The organism is Streptomyces sp. NPDC126499, assembly GCF_040302485.1.
In the GTDB taxonomy this organism is placed as follows: domain Bacteria; phylum Actinomycetota; class Actinomycetes; order Streptomycetales; family Streptomycetaceae; genus Streptomyces.
Map to the genome: position 1 here is coordinate 386,745 of NZ_JBEOUO010000002.1, position 18,536 is coordinate 405,280.

An 18,536-nucleotide genomic window follows, 5' to 3' on the forward strand; every position below is an offset into this window, starting at 1 on the left:
CGGGACGAGAGAGCGAGGGGAGAGGCGAGGTGCGGGCGCGGCACGACTGAACGGCGGCGGGAGGGGTAACGGCGCAGAGTCGGTACGGCTCGACGGACGCAGGGACGCAGGGACGCCAGAGACGCAGGGACGCAAGGCCGCACGGACGCGGTGCGAGGTCGTGCGGACGCAGGCCGCGCGGACGCGAGAGCGCAGGGCTGCACGGACCCACGGTGTACGGAACGCAAGGCCGCACGGACGCAGCGCCGCACGGCCGCACGGACGCGAGAACGCGGCGCTGCAAGCCGCACGGCACGGATGCGAGGAGTCACGCATGGCGATCCGACCGGAGACGGGACGGCTGCGGCCCGCCGCCCTTGACGCGGTGAGCCGTCTGGTGGAGCGGACGGCCGCCCGGCGTTCCGCGCCCGCCCTCCATCCGCACGGCATCACCTGTCACGCGACGCTCCGGATACGGACCTCGGCCGGCCCGCCCCCGAGCCCCTGGGGCGTGCCGTGGCTGGACCGGAACGCCGAGTATCCGGTGCGGATGCGGTGGTCGCGCGCTCTCGGACTTCCCGGGCGCCTTCCCGACGCGCTGGGCATCGCGTTGCGCGTCGCGGACGCGGGAGGGCCGGGGCACCCGCTGGACCTGCTGTTCACCAGCAGCGGCAGCGGGTCCCGTTCCAGGCACCTGCCGCTGCCGCGTCTCGGCGCGCTCGCCGGCCCCTACTCCTCTCTGCTGTCGTACCGGGTCGGCGGCCGCACCGCCCTGCTGACGCTGTGGCCCGACACGGCGCGGACGGGCCTTCCGGCCGATCTCGAAGGGCTGCGCCGGGCTCTCGCGGCGGGCCCGGTCGTCCTCACCCTCTGCGCGTCCGAGCCCGGACGCCCGGCGCTGTGGCCACTGGGCACGCTGACCACGGGGGCGCCGTCGGCCCCGGTGCTCCAGGAGACCGAGGCGTACGACCCGTACCGGCACCGCCTTCCGGATCTGCACCCGACCGCTCGTCTGAGCCGCCTGCGGGAAGCCGCCTACACCGCCTCGCGGGCGGGGAGGGGCGCCGCCGTCGCATTCCTCGGGGACGAGGCCGCGACCGACGAGGCCGGCATCGACGGGGCCGGCACCGGGCGGCAGCAGGGCGTCTGAGGCCGCGACCGACGGGATCGATCGCACAGGCGTGCGTCAATTCGACGTTCCTCGATTAATCCCATCGGGTGGCGGAGGGTGGTCACGAGGCGGACCCTTCCGGTCAGTACGGCAGGGGCGGGAGGGGGCTCGGTGCCGCAGGTGACGGGACAGGCGCCGGGCGCGGGAGCGGGAGGAACGGGCCGCACCCCCAGGGCCGTGTCCGCCCGCCCAAACCTGCCGAGGGCCACTGGCCGGGACTCCTCCGTCCCGGCTGTACGGGGCCCTCGCCGGCCGGTGAGGTGGTGACCGTTCCCGGTCCCGCCCCCGTCCGGCCCGCCCCCTGGGCGTACGGCGCGGCGGGGCCACGGTGCACCGTCGACAGACTGGAGACGCCGGCATGACCACACCGCCCCCCACCCCCTCGCGCGTCGCGCTCGTGAACGGAAGCTTCGAGCAACCGCCCGTCACCGACATGGCGTTCCTCCCCGACGCCTCGCAGACCCAGGCCCCGCAGCACGTCCCCGGCTGGCGCACCACCGCCACCGACCACCTGATCGAGTTATGGCACTCCGGCTTCAACGGCGTACCGGCGGCCGACGGCGAGCAGTTCGCCGAGCTCAACGCCAACGAGGTGTCCACGCTCTACCAGGACCTGGCGACCACGCCGGGCACCACGCTCTACTGGCGGCTCTACCACCGCGGCCGCCAGGGGCAGGACACCATGGCGCTGGACATCGGCGCCCCGGGCGGCGTGGTCGAGCAGCGCACCTTCACCGACGGCAACACGGCGTGGGGCCACTACACCGGCACCTACACCGTCCCGGCCGGCCAGACCACCACGCGCTTCGCCTTCCGCTCCGTCTCGGCCGCGGGCGGGAACCGCGGAATCGGCAACTTCCTGGACGGCATCTTCTTCGGTACCGCCCCGCACGTGGTGCTCACCAAGGCCGCGGTGCCGGCCGGTCCGCTGGACGTCGGCGACGTCGTGACGTACCGGATCACCGCCAGGAACGAGGGCGGCGGCGCGGCCGAACGGCTGACCCTCACCGACGTCCTGCCCGCCGGCACCACCTATGTGCCCGGCTCGCTCCGCGTGATCGACGGCCCGAACGCCGGCGTGAAGACCGACCGGGCGGGGGACGACCAGGCCTCCTACGACGCGGCGGCCCGCGCGGTCGTCTTCCGGCTGGGCACCGGGGCCTCCGCCACCGAGGGCGGCAGCCTCGCGAACACCGAGACGCTGCCGGGCGGCACCACCGTCGAGTACCGGGTCGTGCTCGGCCTGGAGACGGCCGGGACCCGCGTCACCAACACGGCCACCGCCACGTACGAGAACCGGCTCGGCCCCACCCCCGAACCGCTGACCGCCACGTCCGACGAGGCCGTCACCGAGGTCATGCCGGCCGCGGACCTGGCGGTGACGAAGGCGGCGGACACCACCACGGTGACCGTCGGGCAGACGGTGACCTACCGGGTGACCGTCCGCAACGCCGGCCCCAGCACCGCGACCGGGGTCGTCGTCGGCGACCGGCTCCCCGAGGGCCTCGCGTTCCTCTCCGCCGACGCCTCACCCGGCTCGTACGATCCCGGCACCGGACGATGGACGGTCGGCCAACTCGCCGCCGGCACCGGCGCGACGCTCGTCCTGCGGGCGAAGGCGACCAGGCCCGGCCGGATCACGAACGCCGCCTCGGTCACCGCCGCCGAGAAGGACCCGGCCCCCGGCAACGACGCCGACGCGGTGACCGTCTGCGTCGAACCGGCCCCCGCCTGCTGCGACCCCTGCCCTCCCCTCGCCTAGCCCGCCTGGCCGCGCCGCACCTGGCCGGCGGACCAGGAACGATCACCAGGGGCCCTCGCGCCGCCACGCGAGGGCCCCTGCGCGGTCGCCCAGGATCTCGCTCCATGTCCGCATCGGAGAACGTCCTCGACTGGTTGCAGAGCTGGTACGCCGCACCATGTGACGGCGACGGGGAACACGAAGGGGGCGTGAAGATCGAGACGCGCGACTGGGCGACGGCGAGCGACCCGCGGGCGAGGTGACGCGCGAAGCCGCCACGGGAGCCGGCCTGGCGTCTGCGGCCGCGTCCGCGGTGCCGCGTCTGTCGCCGGCCCCCGAGCCGAGCTGCCCGTCCCCTCGCCGCGCAGCGCAAAACCGCCACCTGCGACGGCTCGCGGACGACGATCGGCCGGCCGATCAGGAAGGCATCCCTCCGGTGACGGCCCGCCGTGTCGAAGTGGAAGCGGAGCCTTCGCAGGGGCCCTGACCTGCGGAATCACGAAGGCACGGGCCGCTTTCCCGGAGATCGCCTGAATCCCCTCAACTTCCGTTGTGGCGACGGTAGTTCGAAGGTAGAGTCCCCGTTCGTCGGGCACGGACAGGCGCTTTCAAGCATTTTTGGGGCGATCACGTCGATGCAGTGCGAGACCCAGGGAAACACCCCGGACCTCATCGAGACCTTCACGGAAGTCGCTCTCCGCAACCCGGAGCGCGCGGCACTCGTCCACGGCGGGCGGGTCCTGACGTACCGTCGGCTGTACGAGCTCGTGGACGGCCTCGCGAGGCGGCTCGGGCGGCGGCCCGGAGCGATCGCCGTGCCGGCGACGCACACCCCGGAGACCGTCGTCGCGCTGCTCGGGGTGCTGGCGGCCGGTGGTGTCTACTGCCCCGTCGATCCGGCCTTTCCCCTGGCACGCCAGCGGGACATGACGTCCGCGGCCGACTGCCGGTCGGCCATCGCCACCGACGCGGTGCTCGACCCCCGACTCGGCTTACCGGTCGTCGACCTCCGGGGGGAGCGGGTGGGGGAGGCAGGGGCGGTGACCGGTCGCCTCGGGCAGGACGAGGATCCCGAAGCGGCCGCGTACATCCTCTTCACCTCGGGCTCCACGGGCCGGCCCAAGCCGGTCGTGACACCGCGCCGCGCCCTCTCGGTGTCCGTGCGCTCGCTCCGCGGCCTCTTCGGCCTCACCGAGCAGGACCGGGTGCTCCAGTTCGCCTCGCTGAACTGGGACACCTCGCTGGAGGAGATCCTCCCGACGCTGACCACGGGAGCCACCCTGGTCCTCGACCGCGAGGCGCACTCGGGTTCCTTCCCCCGGTTCCTGCGGACGGTCGAGCGCGAACGCGTCAGCGTCCTCGACCTGCCCACCGCCTTCTGGCACGAACTCGTGCTCCACCTCGCGGAGGAGGGCACCGGCCTTCCCCCGCACGTCCGGCTGATGGTGATCGGCGGGGAGGCCGTCAGCCCCGCCCGGCTGGCCGACTGGAGCCGCCTCGACACGGGCCGGATCCGCCTGCTCAACACGTACGGGTGCACCGAGACCACCCTGATCACCCACGCCGTCGATCTGCACGGACCCGGCGCCACCACCCCCCGCTGGGACTGGGACGGCGGCGCCAGGGCGCCGATCGGACGGCCCCTGCCCCACGTCGTGGAGGACATCGGCGACGGCGGCGAGCTGTCGATCGGCGGCCCGGCGGTCGCCCTCGGCTACCTGGGGATGCCCCGCGCCACCGAGGAGGCGTTCGCGGGCGAGGGCGGCGAGCGCCGGTTCCGCACCGGCGACCGGGTCGGCAGGACGCCCGACGGCCTCCTCACCCACGAGGGCCGGCTGAACGACGAGCTCAAGATCCGCGGCATCCGCGTCGACCCGGGTGAGGTCGAGGCGCACCTCGCCGGCCATCCCGCGGTGCACGCGGTGGCCGTCACCGGAGCCACCACCGCGGGCCGCACCGCACTGGTCGCCTATGTGGTGCCCCGGCCGGACACCGAGACGCGGGACCTCGACGTCGGCCTGCGGTCCTATCTGCGCGAGCGGGTGCCCGCCCACCTCGTGCCGAACCGGATCACCGTCGTCCCCCACCTCCTGCTGACCACGAGCGGCAAGGTCGACAGGAGAGCCTCGCACCAGCGATACGCAACCGTGAACAGGTCAAAGGAGACCGTTGATGAGCGTTGACACCTCCGCCTCAGCCGCCGGTGACCCGCCCGCCGCACCAGGCGCGCCCGCCGGCTCCCGCGCCGGTGCCGACGCCGAGGACGTGGTGGTGATGTTCCGGCGCGTCCTGGAGACCGAGGACGTCTCGGCGGACTCCGACTTCTTCCTCCTCGGCGGCGACTCACTGGTCGCCACCCGGGTGCTCAGCGCCATCGCCCGCTTCCACGGGGTGGAGCTGACCTTCGAGGACTTCGTCGGTGCCCCGACCCCGAGACGGCTCGCCGAGAAGATCGCGGCCGCCCGGTGACCGCCGACGAGAGAGCCCTCGCCACCGTCCACGACACCTCCCCCGTCGCCGCCCGCGACACCTCCCTCGCCACCGCCCGTGACACCGCTCTCGCGGCCTCCCCCGCCACCGAAGCCGCCTCCCGGCGCCCCGGCGGCGTCACCAGCGCCGTGGTCGTCGGAGCCGGGTTCGCCGGACTGACGGCCGCGACCGAACTGGCCGCCGGCGGGGTCGAGGTGACCGTGCTGGAGGCACGCGGGCACGTGGGCGGCCGGGCCCGCGGCATCAAGGTCTCCGCCGACGGCTGGGTGGACGCCGGCGCCGCCTACCTGGGGGACCGGCACACGGAACTCCACGCGCTGCTGGCCGACCTCGACCTCAAGACCACTCCCACCACCATGCGGGGAGCCAGCCGCTTCGCCCTCGGGACCGGGGAGACCACCCGCGACGGCCGCTTCCCGCCGCTCAACGCCGTGGCCCTCGGCGACCTCTTCGAGCGGCTCGACGCACTCACCGCGACCGTGCGGCCCGACGCGCCGTGGCTCACCCCCGGGGCCGAGGAGCTGGACGCCCTGACCGCCGAGGCATGGGCGGAACGGCACCTCACCCATCCGGACGCCCGGCTGTTCTTCCCGCTCTTCCTGGGCGAGATGATGGCCGCCGACCCGGCCCGGGTGTCCATGCTCCACGTCGCCTTCTACCTGCGGTCGGGCGGCGGACTGCGCTACCTCAACGCCTTCGAGGGCGGCGCCCAGCAGGACCGGATCGACCGAGGGGCCCACCAGGTCTGCGAGCGGCTGGCCGCACGCCTCGGGACCCGGGTGCGACTCGGCGAGCCGGTCCACGCCGTGCACCAGGACGACGACGGCGTCACCGTCCACAGCACGGGCGGGGCGTACCGGGCCGACGTCGCCGTCATGGCCCTGCCGCCGCTCCTGGCCGACGCCGTCGACCACCGGCCCGAGCCGCCGGTGCGCCGGGCGAGCGACCGCACCGCACGGGGCTGCGCGGTCAAGGTGCACCTGGTGTATCCGGCACCCGTCTGGCGGGACCACGGTCTGTCGGGGTGGTCGGTGAACGCCGAGGGGCCGCTGCTGTCCACCGTGGACGACTCGCCGGCCGGAGCCGGGGCCGGGGTCGGTGTCCTCACCGGCTTCGTCACGGGTGCCGAGGCCGCTCGCTTCGCGGCGCTCGATCCGCACGCCCAGCGGTCGGCGGCCACCCGGCAGGCGGCCCGGCTCTTCCCGATGCTTCCCGAACCCGTGGGCTTCCATGTGACCGACTGGGTCAACGAGCCCTACAGCAAGGGTTGTTACGCGTCCCTCTTCGGCCTCGGCGACTGGGTGCGGCACGGCCCGACGCTGACGGCACCGCACCTGCGGGTGCACTGGGCCGGCACGGAGACCAGCACCGAGTTCTTCGGCCTCCTGGAGGGAGCCGTCCGCTCCGGCCGCCGGGTGGCGGCCGAGGTCCTCGCCCGCCCGTAGCGCCGCGGCACGGAGCACCGGCCGGTCCGCGCCACCGCCCCCCTCGTCCACCGCCGCCGACCCTCTCGTCCGCACGGACCCCCCGTCCGCCGGGGACGCCCCCTCGTCCGCCGCCACCGCCACCGCCCCCGTCCGCCGCCACCGCGCCGAGGGGCGCACCTCCGCCGGCCGCCACACGCGTCGCCACGCGCCCCGGCCCCGGCCCGTACGGCCCGCCTCACGACCACCCCGGCAAGGCCGCCGAACCACACGTTCCGCCGAGCACAGCAAGCCTTCGACCAGTCGCCGGGCCCCGGCTCCACAGGGCCCGCCCCGGCGACCCGTAACGGGAGACCCTCATGAGCGAGCACACCTCCATCGCCCCTCTCGAAGCCAGACAGCGTCTGATGGCCGAGCCCGCGCTCGGAGCCGGCAACTTCCTCGACCACGCCATCGCCGTCAACCCGCACCGCGCCGTCCCCTACGCGTACACCCACCGCGTCGACCACCGGGGCGCCGTCGAACTGCGCGGCCACAGCCTGCTCGACCTCGCCGCGCTGCGCGACCGCTACGCGACGTGGTACTGGGCCAACGGCGTCCGGCCCGGCGACCCGGTCGGCGTGGTGGTCGGCGAAGGCATGGAGCCCCTGCTGCACTTCCTCGCGCTCTCCGCGCTGGGCGCCGTCCCCGCCCTGGTCAACGACGCCATGCGGCACGAGGTGATGGTGCGGTACCTGAACCACGTCGGGGTCGTGGGCGTCGTCGCGGACGACCCGACCCGGCTCGCCGCCGCCTACCGGGAGACCCCGCACCGCCGTCCCCGGTTCATCGCCATGGCCGCCGAACTCCACGTCTTCGACGCCGAGTCGGCCGAGCTGCCCGAGGTCTATCCGTACCGGCACGCCCCCGACGACGTGGTCGCGCTCATCCACTCCTCCGGGACCACCGGCACGCCGAAGTCCACCAAGCTGGCGCACCGCCAGTTCTGGGAGGGCAAGCAGCCGCGCATGGTGCGCTTCCCCGCCGAGAGCTACGACCGGCTGATGTCGCTCATGCCGCACACCCACGCGGGCGGCCTCAGCTACTTCCTCACCGCCACCCTGCTCGGCCTGCCGACCGTGGTCATGTCCGACTGGCGCCGCACGGTCGTGGAGCCGGTGATGGAGGCGTTCCAGCCCACCATGGTCGCCTCCTTCCCCCGTACCTTCGTGGAGCTGGCCACCGGCGAGCTCCCGGTGAAGGGCGCGGCGAAGGTGCACTCCTGGTTCAACACCGGCGACAGCGCCCACTACGGTCACATCCGCCGGCTCGTACAGCTCGGCGAGCGGCCCGCCGGTCTGATCAGGCCCTGGCTGCTGCCGCGCGAGAAGGAGGAGCAGCCCGCCCTGCCCGGCTCGCAGTTCGTCGACGGCCTGGGCTCGTCCGAGATGGGCATGGCCCTGTTCGGGCAGATGACCACGCCGGAGACCGAGCGCGACGACCGCTGCGTCGGCAAGCCCCTCGAAGTCGTCGAGAAGGCCGCCGTACTCGACGAGAACGGCGAGGAGGTCCCCGACGGCACGGTCGGGCTGCTCGGTGTCATCACGCCGTCCCGGACCCCCGGCTACTGGAACGACGACCGGCTCACCCGCACGTTCGAACTGAACGGCTACTGGCTCACCGGCGACGTGGCCCGCCGCGACGCCGAGGGCCGGTTCTACCACCTCGACCGTACGGTGGACGTCATCGACACCGTGGAGGGGCCGGCGTACAGCCTCCCCCTCGAGGAGGTCCTGCTCGCCGACTGCGCCACGCTGGTGCAGGACTGCTCGGTGGTCGGCGTCCCCGCCGGACCGGGCCGGGGCCAACTGCCGCTCGCCGTCGTCCGCCTGCAGGCGGAGGCCGCCGGGAGCACCGCGGAGGAGGTACGGGAGGCGGCCAACAAGGCCCTGGCCGCCGCCGGTCTGACCCCGCTGGCCGCGGTGAGCATCGCCCGTACGCCGGAGGACTTCCCGCTCGGCCCCACCGGCAAGGTCCTCAAGCGAGAGCTCCGGACGCGGTTCGCCACCTTTCTGACCGGCCGGTAGGCGGGACCTCGGATGATCCGGCAGCCGTACCCGTACGCGCGGACCTCGCTGACCGAGCCGGACTGGCGCCGGCTGCCGGGCTGGCGCCGTGTCACGGAGCGCGAGTGGCGCGACGCCCAGTGGCAGCGGGCCCACTGCGTGAAGAACCCGCGCCAGCTCAAGGCCGTCACCGGTCACCTGCTCACCGACCGCTTCTTCACCGATCTCGCCGCCGACCAGGCCCGGTTCGCCACGATGGCGATGCTGCTCACCCCGCAGATGCTCAACACCATGGCGCCCCGGGCCGCCCTCGAACCGGAGGCGTTCACCGAGGCGTTCCTCGCCGACCCGGTCCGCCGGTACATGCTGCCGGTGCGCTCGGACCGGCACCCGACGTGGCCGAGCCACCCGAAGGCGGGACGGGACTCGCTGCACGAGGCCGACATGTGGGTGGTGGAGGGCCTCACCCACCGCTACCCGAACAAGGTCCTGGCCGAACTGGTCGCCACCTGCCCGCAGTACTGCGGACACTGCACCCGGATGGACCTGGTCGGCACCTCCACCCCCCAGGTCACCAAGGCGAGGCTCGCGCTCCGGCCCCGGGACCGGCAGGAGCAGATGCTGGACTACCTCAAGCGCACCCCGGCCGTGCGGGACGTGGTGGTGTCCGGCGGAGACGTCGCCAACGTGCCCTGGCCGCGGCTGGAGGACTTCCTCATGCGGCTGCTCGACCTGGGGTCGGTCCGGGACATCCGCCTGGCCAGCAAGGCGGTGGTCGGGCTGCCCCAGCACTGGCTGCGGCCCGAGGTGGTCGAGGGCGTGGGGCGGGTCGCCGCCGTCGCCGCGCGGCGTGCGGTCAATCTCGCGGTGCACACCCACGCCAACCACGCGCAGTCCGTCACCCCGCTGGTCGCCGAGGCCGCCCGGGCGCTCCTCGACGCGGGCGTCCGGGACGTCCGCAACCAGGGCGTGCTGATGCGCGGGGTCAACGCCACCCCCGAGGACCTGCTGGACCTCTGCTTCGCACTCCAGGGCGAGGCGAACATCCTGCCGTACTACTTCTACCTCTGCGACGTGATCCCCCACGCCGAACACTGGCGGACCTCCCTCCACGAGGCCCAGTGGCTCCAGGAGGCGATCATGGGCTACCTCCCCGGCTACGCCACCCCGCGGATCGTGTGCGACGTACCGCACGTCGGCAAGCGCTGGGTGCACCAGGCCGTCGCCTACGACCGGGAACGCGGCATCTCGTACTGGACGAAGAACTACCGCACCGAGCTGGAGGTCCGGCAGTCGCCCGAAGCCGACCTGGAGTCCACGCTGGCCCGCCGCCACCCCTACTACGACCCGCTGGACACCCTGCCCGAGTCCGGTCGCCGCTGGTGGGCGGAGCGAGCCCCCGCCCAGGACGGACCGGCCGGCGCCCCGCACCCCCGCCCCACCGCACCGGAGGACACCGCGTGAACCCCTCCCAAGCCCCCGCCGCCGGCCCGCTGCGCCGGATGTGCTGGATCTTCCCCGACCGGGAGTCGACCCGGATGGCAGAGACCTGGCACGGCATGTTCTGGGACCTCTACGCCGAGGTCGCCGCCGACCTCGGCCTGAGCTGGACCCGGCATTCCCCCGACGCCGTGACGGTGGACTGCACGGACCCGGCACGGACCCGGGTGTACGTGGACGACGAACCGGTCACGCCCCACGACACCCTCTTCATCACCGCGCTCTACTCGCTGCCCTACCAGCAGATGGACGTCTTCAACCAGTACGCCCTGTGCGCGGTGCTGCAACAGGCCGGGTTCTACCTGCCCTTCCCGCCCGAGACCTCCCTCATCGGCAACGACAAGCTGGCCACCCTGCTCCACCTCGGCGGCTCGCCGATCCCGCCGGTCCCGACCGTCCGCATCGGCACGGGACGCGACGTGAGCAGGCACCTGTACGAGGTGGCCCTCGGGAACATGACCTATCCGGCCATCGTGAAACCGGCCGGCTGGTGTGGTGGCGGCGGCATCAACCTGGCCCGGAGCGCGGGCGACATCCGGGGCCTGGCCGGCCTCGCCCAGGGCGGCGACACCACCCTCGTGGTCCAGCCCTACCTCGGCGACGGCACGGTCGACCACCGGGTGTACGTCATCGACGGCGCCCCCCACACGGTCCTGAAGCGGACCCCGGAACCCGGGTCCCCGGTCTCCAACGCGACCCACGGCGGCACCCTGGAGTTCACCCCGGTCCCCGAGGAACTCGCCAAGGCCACCTCCTACTTCGCCGAACGGCTCCGCATCCCCTTCTTCTGCGTCGACTTCCTCCACGACGGGCAGCGGTTCTGGTTCTCCGAGCTGGAGCCCGACGGCGTCATACCCCGCGTCCCCACCGACCCGGACCGCGCCGTCCAGCGGGCCGTCGTGCGCGCCCGGTTCACCGCCTACCGGGACGCCCACGCCCGGCACCTCGCCGCCGAAGCCGCCGCCGAAGCCGACGGCGAGGCCGACGGCGGAGCGGAAGCCGACGGCGGAGCGCCCCTGTCCACCACACCGAAGGAAACGAGCTGACCGATGACGTTCTCGCTCACCCCGGAGGCGGCCGGACCACGGCTCGCGGTCGCCCGCAGGACGCTGGAGCGCCTGCGGCAGGTGCCGGAACTGGCCCCCCGCTACCGCGACCGCCCGGACCTTCGCACCCTCGACGACGTCGCCGCGCTCCCGCCGCTGCTCAAGGACGACCTGAACCTCGCCCTCGCGCACCTGCGACCGCGCGCCGAGCACGGCGCCACCTGGCTCTTCCAGAGCGGCGGCAGCACCGGCGCGCCCAAACTCGGCCACGCCCCCACCGGCTTCTACATGTCCCACGTGCACGCCCACTGGCAACCGCTGGACCGCGAGGACGTCTTCGTCAACGCCTGGGGCGCCGGACGCATGTGGGGCGCCCACTTCCTGGCCGCCGCCCTGGCCGACCTGTCCGGCTGCCAGGTGATCGCGGTCGGCTCGGTCACCAAGGACGAGTACGCCGAGTGGCTGGCCTTCTTCACGGCGCGCCGGGTGACGGCGATCGGCGGCACACCGAGCGTGCTGCGCCTCTGGTTCGCCCACGCCCGGGCCGCCGGCCTGCAACTGCCCGACCTGCGCAAGGTGCTCTGGCTCGGCGAGGCCTGGCAGCCCCAGCTGGAGGAGGACATGGCCGCGGTCGCGCCGGCCGCCCGGCGCTGGGGCATGTTCGGCAGCACCGAGACCTGGGTGGTCGGCACCAACACGCCCGGCTGCCCCGCGGACCTCTTCCACGTCCTGCCCGACCAGCTCGTCCACGTGGGCGAGGACCAGCTCCTGGACTTCACCACCCTCGACCCCGAGATGCTCAACCCGGTGCTGCGCTACCGGACCGGGGACGCGGGCCGCCTGGAGGACTGCCCCTGCGGCCGGCCCGGACCGGCGATGCGGGTGCTCGGCCGCCGCGACAGCGTGGTCCAGGTCCGTGGCCTCGGCCTGCACGTCGACGAGCTCATCGCGCGCGTGGAGCGGGAGCCGGGCGTCTCGCGCGCCCAGGTGGTGATCACCGAGACCGGCGGGCGCGCCGCCCGTGTGGACGTGCTGCTGCTCACCGCCCCGGGCGCGGACGCGGACGCCGAGCGGCTGCGCAAGGAACTCCTCGCCGAGACCTTCACTCTCAGTACGGCCTTCCAGCACGATCCGGAGAACTTCCGCGTGCGCCCCGTCGCGGAGCTGATCAGCAACGACCGGACCGGGAAGACCGCCCACCTCGTGGTGCGGGAGGGGCGGTGACGTCCTGGCGGCCGGTGTCCCTCGGGCCCGAGTTCAACCGCTTCTGGATCGGCCAGTCGGTGAGCACCGTCGGCGACCGCATCACCGTCTTCGTCGTGCCGACCCTGATGATCTTCGTCCTGGACGCCTCCGCCTTCCAGGTGGGCATCGTGGCCATGGCCCAGTACCTGGGCATCCCGCTGCTCGGTCCGCTCGCCGGCATGCTGGTCGACCGGTGGGACAACCGCCGTACCCTGCTGGTCTGCGACCTCGCCCGGCTGGTGGCGGTCGCCGTCATTCCCCTGGCGTACTGGCGGGGCTGGCTGTCGACCCCGCTGCTGTTCGCCTGCGTGGCGGTGATCAGCGGCGCCACCATCTTCTTCACCGTCGGCTACCTGGTCGCCGTGCCCGCCGTCGTACCGAAGGAGCATCTGGTACGCGCGTACTCCCGGCTGGAAGGCAGCCGGTCGGTCTCCGAGGTCTCCGGCCCGTCCCTGGCGGCCGGCCTCTACGGCGCGCTCGGCGTCGGCGCCCTGATCGTCGACGCCGCCAGCTACCTCGTCTCCGCGCTGTGCCTGCGGTCCATGCGGCCCTGGGGCGAGCGGACCGTCGCCGAGGGATCGGTGTGGGAGCGGCTGACGGCCGGTTTCCGGCTGAACTGGGCCGACCCGGTGCTGCGCCGGGTGGTGCTGGCCGCCGTGACGCTCAACTGCGGCGGGCCCGTGTTCGTCACCGTGCTGCCGATCCTCGCCTACCAGGGACTCGGCGTCTCCGTCGGGGTCTTCGGCGCCGCCATGTCCGTGGCGGCGGTGGGCGCCCTGCTCGGCGCGGCCGTCGCGCCGAAGGCCGGTGAACGCCTCGGGACCGGGCGGATGCTGGCCTGGGCGCTGCTGCTGCACTGCCTGGTGGGCCTCGGCGTGCTCGCGGCACCCGCCCTCCCGGCCGGTGCGGTGATCGCCGTGACCATGGGCTGTTACGGCTTCTTCATGTCCTGCGTCAACGTGTGCAGCGCCCCCGTCCGGCAGTCCCGCATGTCCGCGCACCACCAGGGCGTGACGCACGCGGCCTTCCGGACCGCCACCTGGGGCGTGATCCCGCTGGCCGCCCTCGCCGGCGGCCTGGCGGTCAGCCTCCTCACCGGTCCGCTCGGCATCCTGGACGCGGCCCGCGTCACCATGGCCGGCGGCACGCTGCTGGCGGCCTGCTCCTTCCTGCCCGCGCTGCGGATCCAGCGCCTCCTCGACGCGGCCGAACGGCAGAAGCCGCCGGAGGCGGACCGCGGGGACGCCGAACCCGCCCTGGCGGAGGGCGCCTCGTGACCGCGGCCCGCCCGACGCCCACCGCTGAAGGGGCAGGGCGCGGGACACCCCGGGTGGTCCTGATCACCGGGACCTCCTCCGGCGTCGGTCTCGCCACGGCGGTCGCCGCGGCCAGGGCCGGCTTCACCACGGTCGCCACCCTGCGCGAGCCCGCCCGCGCCGGGGCGCTCCGGGAGGCGGCGGACCGGGCCGGGGTCGCGCTGGACATCCGCCGGCTGGACGTCACCGACCCGGACTCCGTCGCCCGCTGCGTCGACGAGGTGCACCGGACCTACGGACGACTCGACGCCGTGGTCAACAACGCCGGCGTCTCCAACTCCGACCCCACCCTGGAGATGTCCACCACCGAGGCCCTGAGGGCCAACCTGGAGGTGAACTTCTTCGGCGTGGTCGAGGTGAGCCGGGCCGCGATGCCCCTGCTCCGGGCCGCCCGGGGCCGCCTCCTCACCATCGGCAGCGTCCACGGGATCGTCGGACAGCCCTTCAACGAGGCGTACTGCGCGGCCAAGTTCGCCGTCGAAGGGTTCATGGAGAGCCTGGCCCCGGTGGCGGAGGCACACGGAGTGCGGGTGTCCGTGGTGGTCCCCGGCTTCGTCCGGGGCACCCGGTTCGGGATCTTCCCCGACATCGACCGCGGAACCATCGAGGCCGCCTCCGGCCCCTACGCCGGCACCTTCGCCGACTACATCCACTGGGTCACCCACCAGGGGTGGGAGGGCGCCGGACAGGACGCGGCCGAGGTGGCGGAGGTCGTGATACGGACCCTGCGGGCCGAACGGCCGGCCTTCCGCGTCCCCACCACCCCCTGGGCCGCCGCCTATCTGGACAGCAAACTCACCGACCGTGACGGCTCCGTCGTGCGGGAACTCGCCCGCACCTGGATCGGGCGCCGACCGGAACCCGACGAGACAGAGCAGGAGAGGTAGTGCCCGCCACATCCCTTCAGGAACTGGTCGACTTCGTCCGCACCCACTCGCCCTTCTACGCGGAGGTGTACCGGGACGTGCCGCGCACGGTCGCGCACCTCTCCCAGCTCCCCGTCGTCGACCACGCCGCGTTCTGGGCGGCGAACACCTGGCCCGACAACCGGGTGCTGACCGGCCCGCTGACCGACGCCGGGGTCTACAAGACCGGCGGCACCACCGGCGTCCCGAAGCTGTCGGTCTGGTCGCGGTCGGAACACGCCGACTCGGTCACCGCGTTCGGCGCCGGCATCGTGCGGGCCGGGCTGAAGCCCGGACACCGGGTCGCCAACCTCTTCTGGGCCGGCGAACTGTACGGCGGGATGCTCTACATCGAGCACGCCCTGCACGCGGCGCCGGTGGAGAACGTCCGCCTGCCGGTCGGGGCCGGCGCCCCCAACGAGTTCGTCGCCGACCTGATCGGCGACTTCGGCGTGAACGTCCTCGCCGGTGTCCCGATGAAGCTGGCCGCCGTGGCGGAATGCCTCGTACGGAGCGGCCGGACCGCCGACTCAGTGGAACTGCTGCTGTTCGGCGGCGACCTGCTCTTCACCGACCTGCGGCCGATCCTGCTGCGGGCCTTCCCCAAGGCGGCCGTCGCCTCGGTGGGTTACGCCTCCATCGACGCGGGCCTCGTCGGGCAGCCCGTGCCCGGCGAGGACGTACGGGTGCACGAGGCCTTCCCGTACCGCACCGTCGTGGAACTCGTGGACGAGGCCACCGGCGAGCAGATCACCACACCGGGAGTGCCGGGCCGGATCCTGGTCACCAACCTCTTCCGCACCCTCATGCCGGTCATCCGTTTCCCGACCGGCGACCGCGGCGAATGGGTCGACCCGGAGTGCCGGCGGTTCCGTCTCCTCGGCCGGTCCATGGAGGGCGGACGCGTCGGCACGGTCTCGATGCCGATCGAGGACGTTCGCGCGGTCCTCGTGGAGGCCGACCCCGACCGGTACATCGCCGGCATGCAGATGGTGCAGCGCCGCTGGGACGGGCGGGACGGACTGATCCTGCGCCTCGGATACGTCGAGGAGCCGCCGGCCGACCTGAGCGCCCGGCTCGTCGAGGCGGTCTACGCGGCCCGGCCCCTCTTCCCGGCGGAGGTCGCGGACGGTGCCATCCACGAGCTGGGCATCGAGTGGGTGCCCCGCTCCGAACTGGCCGTCAACCCGCGCACGGGCAAACTCCAGCAGGTCGTGGACGAGCGCCCTGCCGACTGACGGGCTGACGCCCGCCCTGCCGACTGACGGGCTGACGCCCGCCCGGCCGGCCGATGGGATGAGGGCCCGGCAGCTGCCCGCCCACGAGGCCGGGCAGCTGCCGGGCGGCCGCCTCCCGGAGCCCCGGCCCCCGGCCCCGCCGTCATCCTCGCGGTGGCCGCGCTCCGCCGGTGAGCATCACGCTCTGCCCGCGGAACTCCGCGACGACCGTTCCGTCCGCGCGGCGGACCGTCACGTCGTAGATCCCGCTGCGTCCCGACCGCGTCCGCTCCACGGCCTCCGCGATCAGCTCGTCGTCCACCGCGGCCGGCAGCAGAAAGCTGACCTGTGCGGACTGCGCCACGGTGACCGGCCCGTAGCCGTTGCAGGCGTACGCGAACGCGGCGTCGGCGAAGAGGAACAGAAACCCTCCGTGGGCCATGCCATGGCCGTTCACCATGTCCTGGCCCACCCGCATCCGCATCACCGCCCGCCCCGGTGCGACCTGCTCCAGGGCGATGCCCAGGGACCGGCAGGTGCGGTCCCGCTCGTACAGCTCCGCGATCCCGGCCGGTGCGTCCTTCGGCACGCCGACGCGCACACCCATGGCTTCGCCCCTCCCTCACGGCCGGACCGGACGGGCCCGGGTGCTCCGCGTCCGCATTAGACCGACCGGGGCCTTGACCTGTCAACGAGCCCTGGCGAGAGGGACGTTCGCTACCTCTGGGCGTACGCGCCCAGCATGCCGACCACGTGGAAGAACGCGTACGTGCCGACGACGTAGAAGAGCACGCGCCAGGCGACGCCCTTCACCTTCCACCTCTCGTGCGTCCGGTCCACGGTGCGGTTCTCGCTGCTCACGACGGCTTCCCTCCCGGGGGTGACTGCGGCCCGCCCATTAAACCCGATGTCGATTCGAGTTCCATGGGCGGGGCCGGGAGAGGGTCGTCAGGCGTCGGCGGACGCCGTCACCGGCTGGGCGTCCGCCGTGACCCGCACGGGCTCGGTGCCCGTGGAGCTGTGCTGTGCCGCCCAGTTCTCCAGGGCGGTGCGGACCGCGTGGTCGAGGTGGTGCAGACCGGAGAGGTCCAGTTCGACCGGGCGGTCCTGGGGCAGTGCCTCCAGGCTGTCGAGGATCTTCGGCAGACGCAGGAAGGTCGCGTTGCCCGACAGGTACGCCTGGATCGGGCCGGCCCCCTTGTCGATGACCTCCAGCCTGACGTGCGAGGCGTCCCAGGCGGTCTTGGCCACCGCCAGCGCCAGACCGATGAGCACGCCCTCGAACATGTTCACCGCGACGATCGCCACGGCCGTGATCACCAGGATCAGCGCCTCGCCCTTGTGGTCCCGCCACAGCGCCGCGATCTGCCGGAACGGCACCAGCTTCCAGCCCGCGTGCACCAGGATGCCGGCGAGGGCGGGAATCGGGATCAGCGCCAGGGCGGCCGGAAGCGCCGCGGCGAACAGCAGCAGCCACACGCCGTGCAGCACCCGCGACGCCTTGGTCTTCGCGCCCGCCGCCACGTTCGCGGAGCTGCGTACGATCACCGCGGTCATCGGCAGCGCGCCGAGCAGACCGCAGACGGTGTTGCCCGCACCCTGGGCGATCATCTCCTTGTCGTACCGGGTGCGCGGACCGTCGTGCAGCCGGTCCACGGCCGCCGCGCTGAACAGCGACTCGGCGGAGGCGATCAGCGAGAAGGCGACGATCGTGCCCCACACGGCCGGCTCGCCCAGCTCGCCGAAGGCCTCGGCCCCCGGCAGCTGGACGACCCCGAGCAGACCCTCCACCTTGACCGTCGCCACCGGCAGGCTCAGGACGAGGGTGGCGAGCGTGGCCAGGACCACCGCCACGAGGGCGCCGGGCACGGACTGCACCGCCTTCGGAAGCTTCTTCCACAGCACGATGACGGCGATGGTGCCCGCGCCGATCGCCAGGGAGGCCAGCGCCTCGGTGCTGCCGAGCGCGTCGGCGACCGCGCCCGGCAGACCTGCGATCTTGTCGATGCCGGACGCCGGGGCCTTCATGCCCGCCGCCGCGTAGACCTGCCCGGCGATGATCACCAGGCCGATGCCGCACAGCATGCCCTCGACGACCGCGACGGATATCGCCCGGAACCAGCGGCCGATGCCGAGGAAGCCCATGGCGAGCTGGAGCAGACCGGCGGCCAGGACGATCACGCCGAGCGTGCCCACCCCGAACTCGCTGACGGCCTCGAAGACGATCACGGTCAGGCCGGCCGCCGGCCCCGACACCTGAAGACTGCTGCCCGGCATCAAGCCGGTCACGAGACCGCCCACGATGCCGGTGACCAGGCCGAGCTCGGCCGGGACGCCGGAGGCGACCGCCACCCCGACGCACAGCGGCACGGCGACCAGGAAGACCACGATGGAGGCGAGGAAGTCCTGCCGCAGATGAGGGAATCTGGAAAGCGCGGTCAGTTCGGTCATCACCGT

16 protein-coding genes are annotated in these 18,536 nt (G+C 73.4%); 13 read left to right on the forward strand and 3 right to left on the reverse strand.

The window, feature by feature from the left end; all coding sequences use genetic code 11:
• Positions 1 to 313 precede the first annotated feature (313 nt).
• The 13 genes from ABTZ91_RS04425 (at position 314) to ABTZ91_RS04485 (ending at position 16,100) form a co-directional block, all read left to right on the forward strand.
• The gene (locus ABTZ91_RS04425) at positions 314 to 1,129 is read left to right on the forward strand and encodes a phosphodiesterase (protein WP_352075610.1); all 816 of its coding nucleotides are present in this window, start codon (positions 314 to 316) and stop codon (positions 1,127 to 1,129) included.
• A 379-nt stretch (positions 1,130 to 1,508) separates the two neighbouring features.
• Entirely contained in the window at positions 1,509 to 2,912 is a 1,404-nt protein-coding gene (locus tag ABTZ91_RS04430; RefSeq protein ID WP_352075611.1) for a hypothetical protein, read from the forward strand.
• Between the two features lie 104 nt (positions 2,913 to 3,016).
• The gene (locus tag ABTZ91_RS04435) at positions 3,017 to 3,154 is read left to right on the forward strand and encodes an Imm53 family immunity protein (protein ID WP_352075612.1); all 138 of its coding nucleotides are present in this window, start codon (positions 3,017 to 3,019) and stop codon (positions 3,152 to 3,154) included.
• A gap of 372 nt (positions 3,155 to 3,526) precedes the next feature.
• Positions 3,527 to 5,074 carry an amino acid adenylation domain-containing protein gene (locus ABTZ91_RS04440; protein WP_352075613.1) on the forward strand — a complete coding sequence of 516 codons (1,548 nt, stop codon included), beginning with the start codon at positions 3,527 to 3,529 and terminating at the stop codon, positions 5,072 to 5,074.
• On the forward strand, positions 5,064 to 5,360 hold the full coding sequence (locus ABTZ91_RS04445; RefSeq protein ID WP_352075614.1) for an acyl carrier protein: 297 nt from the start codon (positions 5,064 to 5,066) through the stop codon (positions 5,358 to 5,360). Before ABTZ91_RS04440 ends, ABTZ91_RS04445 begins: the two co-directional genes overlap by 11 nt.
• On the forward strand, positions 5,357 to 6,826 hold the full coding sequence (locus tag ABTZ91_RS04450; RefSeq protein ID WP_352075615.1) for an FAD-dependent oxidoreductase: 1,470 nt from the start codon (positions 5,357 to 5,359) through the stop codon (positions 6,824 to 6,826). Before ABTZ91_RS04445 ends, ABTZ91_RS04450 begins: the two co-directional genes overlap by 4 nt.
• 338 nt (positions 6,827 to 7,164) lie before the next feature.
• Complete coding sequence (locus tag ABTZ91_RS04455; RefSeq protein ID WP_352075616.1) at positions 7,165 to 8,871, forward strand: class I adenylate-forming enzyme family protein; 1,707 nt, start codon at positions 7,165 to 7,167, stop codon at positions 8,869 to 8,871.
• A gap of 12 nt (positions 8,872 to 8,883) precedes the next feature.
• A complete protein-coding gene (locus tag ABTZ91_RS04460; RefSeq protein WP_352075617.1) occupies positions 8,884 to 10,314 on the forward strand; it encodes a lysine 2,3-aminomutase in 1,431 nt (476 codons plus the stop codon).
• Positions 10,311 to 11,396 carry a hypothetical protein gene (locus ABTZ91_RS04465; protein ID WP_352075618.1) on the forward strand — a complete coding sequence of 362 codons (1,086 nt, stop codon included), beginning with the start codon at positions 10,311 to 10,313 and terminating at the stop codon, positions 11,394 to 11,396. The genes ABTZ91_RS04460 and ABTZ91_RS04465 overlap by 4 nt, the downstream gene beginning before the upstream one ends.
• 3 nt (positions 11,397 to 11,399) lie before the next feature.
• Positions 11,400 to 12,620 carry an AMP-binding protein gene (locus tag ABTZ91_RS04470; RefSeq protein WP_352075619.1) on the forward strand — a complete coding sequence of 407 codons (1,221 nt, stop codon included), beginning with the start codon at positions 11,400 to 11,402 and terminating at the stop codon, positions 12,618 to 12,620.
• On the forward strand, positions 12,617 to 13,918 hold the full coding sequence (locus ABTZ91_RS04475) for an MFS transporter (protein ID WP_352075620.1): 1,302 nt from the start codon (positions 12,617 to 12,619) through the stop codon (positions 13,916 to 13,918). The genes ABTZ91_RS04470 and ABTZ91_RS04475 overlap by 4 nt, the downstream gene beginning before the upstream one ends.
• 53 nt (positions 13,919 to 13,971) lie before the next feature.
• Positions 13,972 to 14,844, forward strand: coding sequence for an SDR family NAD(P)-dependent oxidoreductase (locus ABTZ91_RS04480; protein ID WP_352075621.1), 873 nt, complete (start codon positions 13,972 to 13,974; stop codon positions 14,842 to 14,844).
• A complete protein-coding gene (locus tag ABTZ91_RS04485; protein WP_352075622.1) occupies positions 14,844 to 16,100 on the forward strand; it encodes an AMP-binding protein in 1,257 nt (418 codons plus the stop codon). Before ABTZ91_RS04480 ends, ABTZ91_RS04485 begins: the two co-directional genes overlap by 1 nt.
• A gap of 142 nt (positions 16,101 to 16,242) precedes the next feature.
• Here ABTZ91_RS04485 and paaI read toward each other — a convergent pair whose 3' ends face one another.
• The 3 genes from paaI to ABTZ91_RS04500 form a co-directional block, all read right to left on the reverse strand.
• On the reverse strand, positions 16,243 to 16,686 hold the full coding sequence (gene paaI, locus ABTZ91_RS04490; protein ID WP_352075623.1) for a hydroxyphenylacetyl-CoA thioesterase PaaI: 444 nt from the start codon (positions 16,684 to 16,686) through the stop codon (positions 16,243 to 16,245).
• A 110-nt stretch (positions 16,687 to 16,796) separates the two neighbouring features.
• Positions 16,797 to 16,940 carry a hypothetical protein gene (locus ABTZ91_RS04495; RefSeq protein WP_352075624.1) on the reverse strand — a complete coding sequence of 48 codons (144 nt, stop codon included), beginning with the start codon at positions 16,938 to 16,940 and terminating at the stop codon, positions 16,797 to 16,799.
• An 87-nt stretch (positions 16,941 to 17,027) separates the two neighbouring features.
• Positions 17,028 to 18,530 (reverse strand): SulP family inorganic anion transporter, encoded by a 1,503-nt coding sequence (locus tag ABTZ91_RS04500; RefSeq protein WP_352075625.1) that lies wholly within the window; start codon positions 18,528 to 18,530, stop codon positions 17,028 to 17,030.
• Between the last annotated feature and the right edge of the window lie 6 nt (positions 18,531 to 18,536).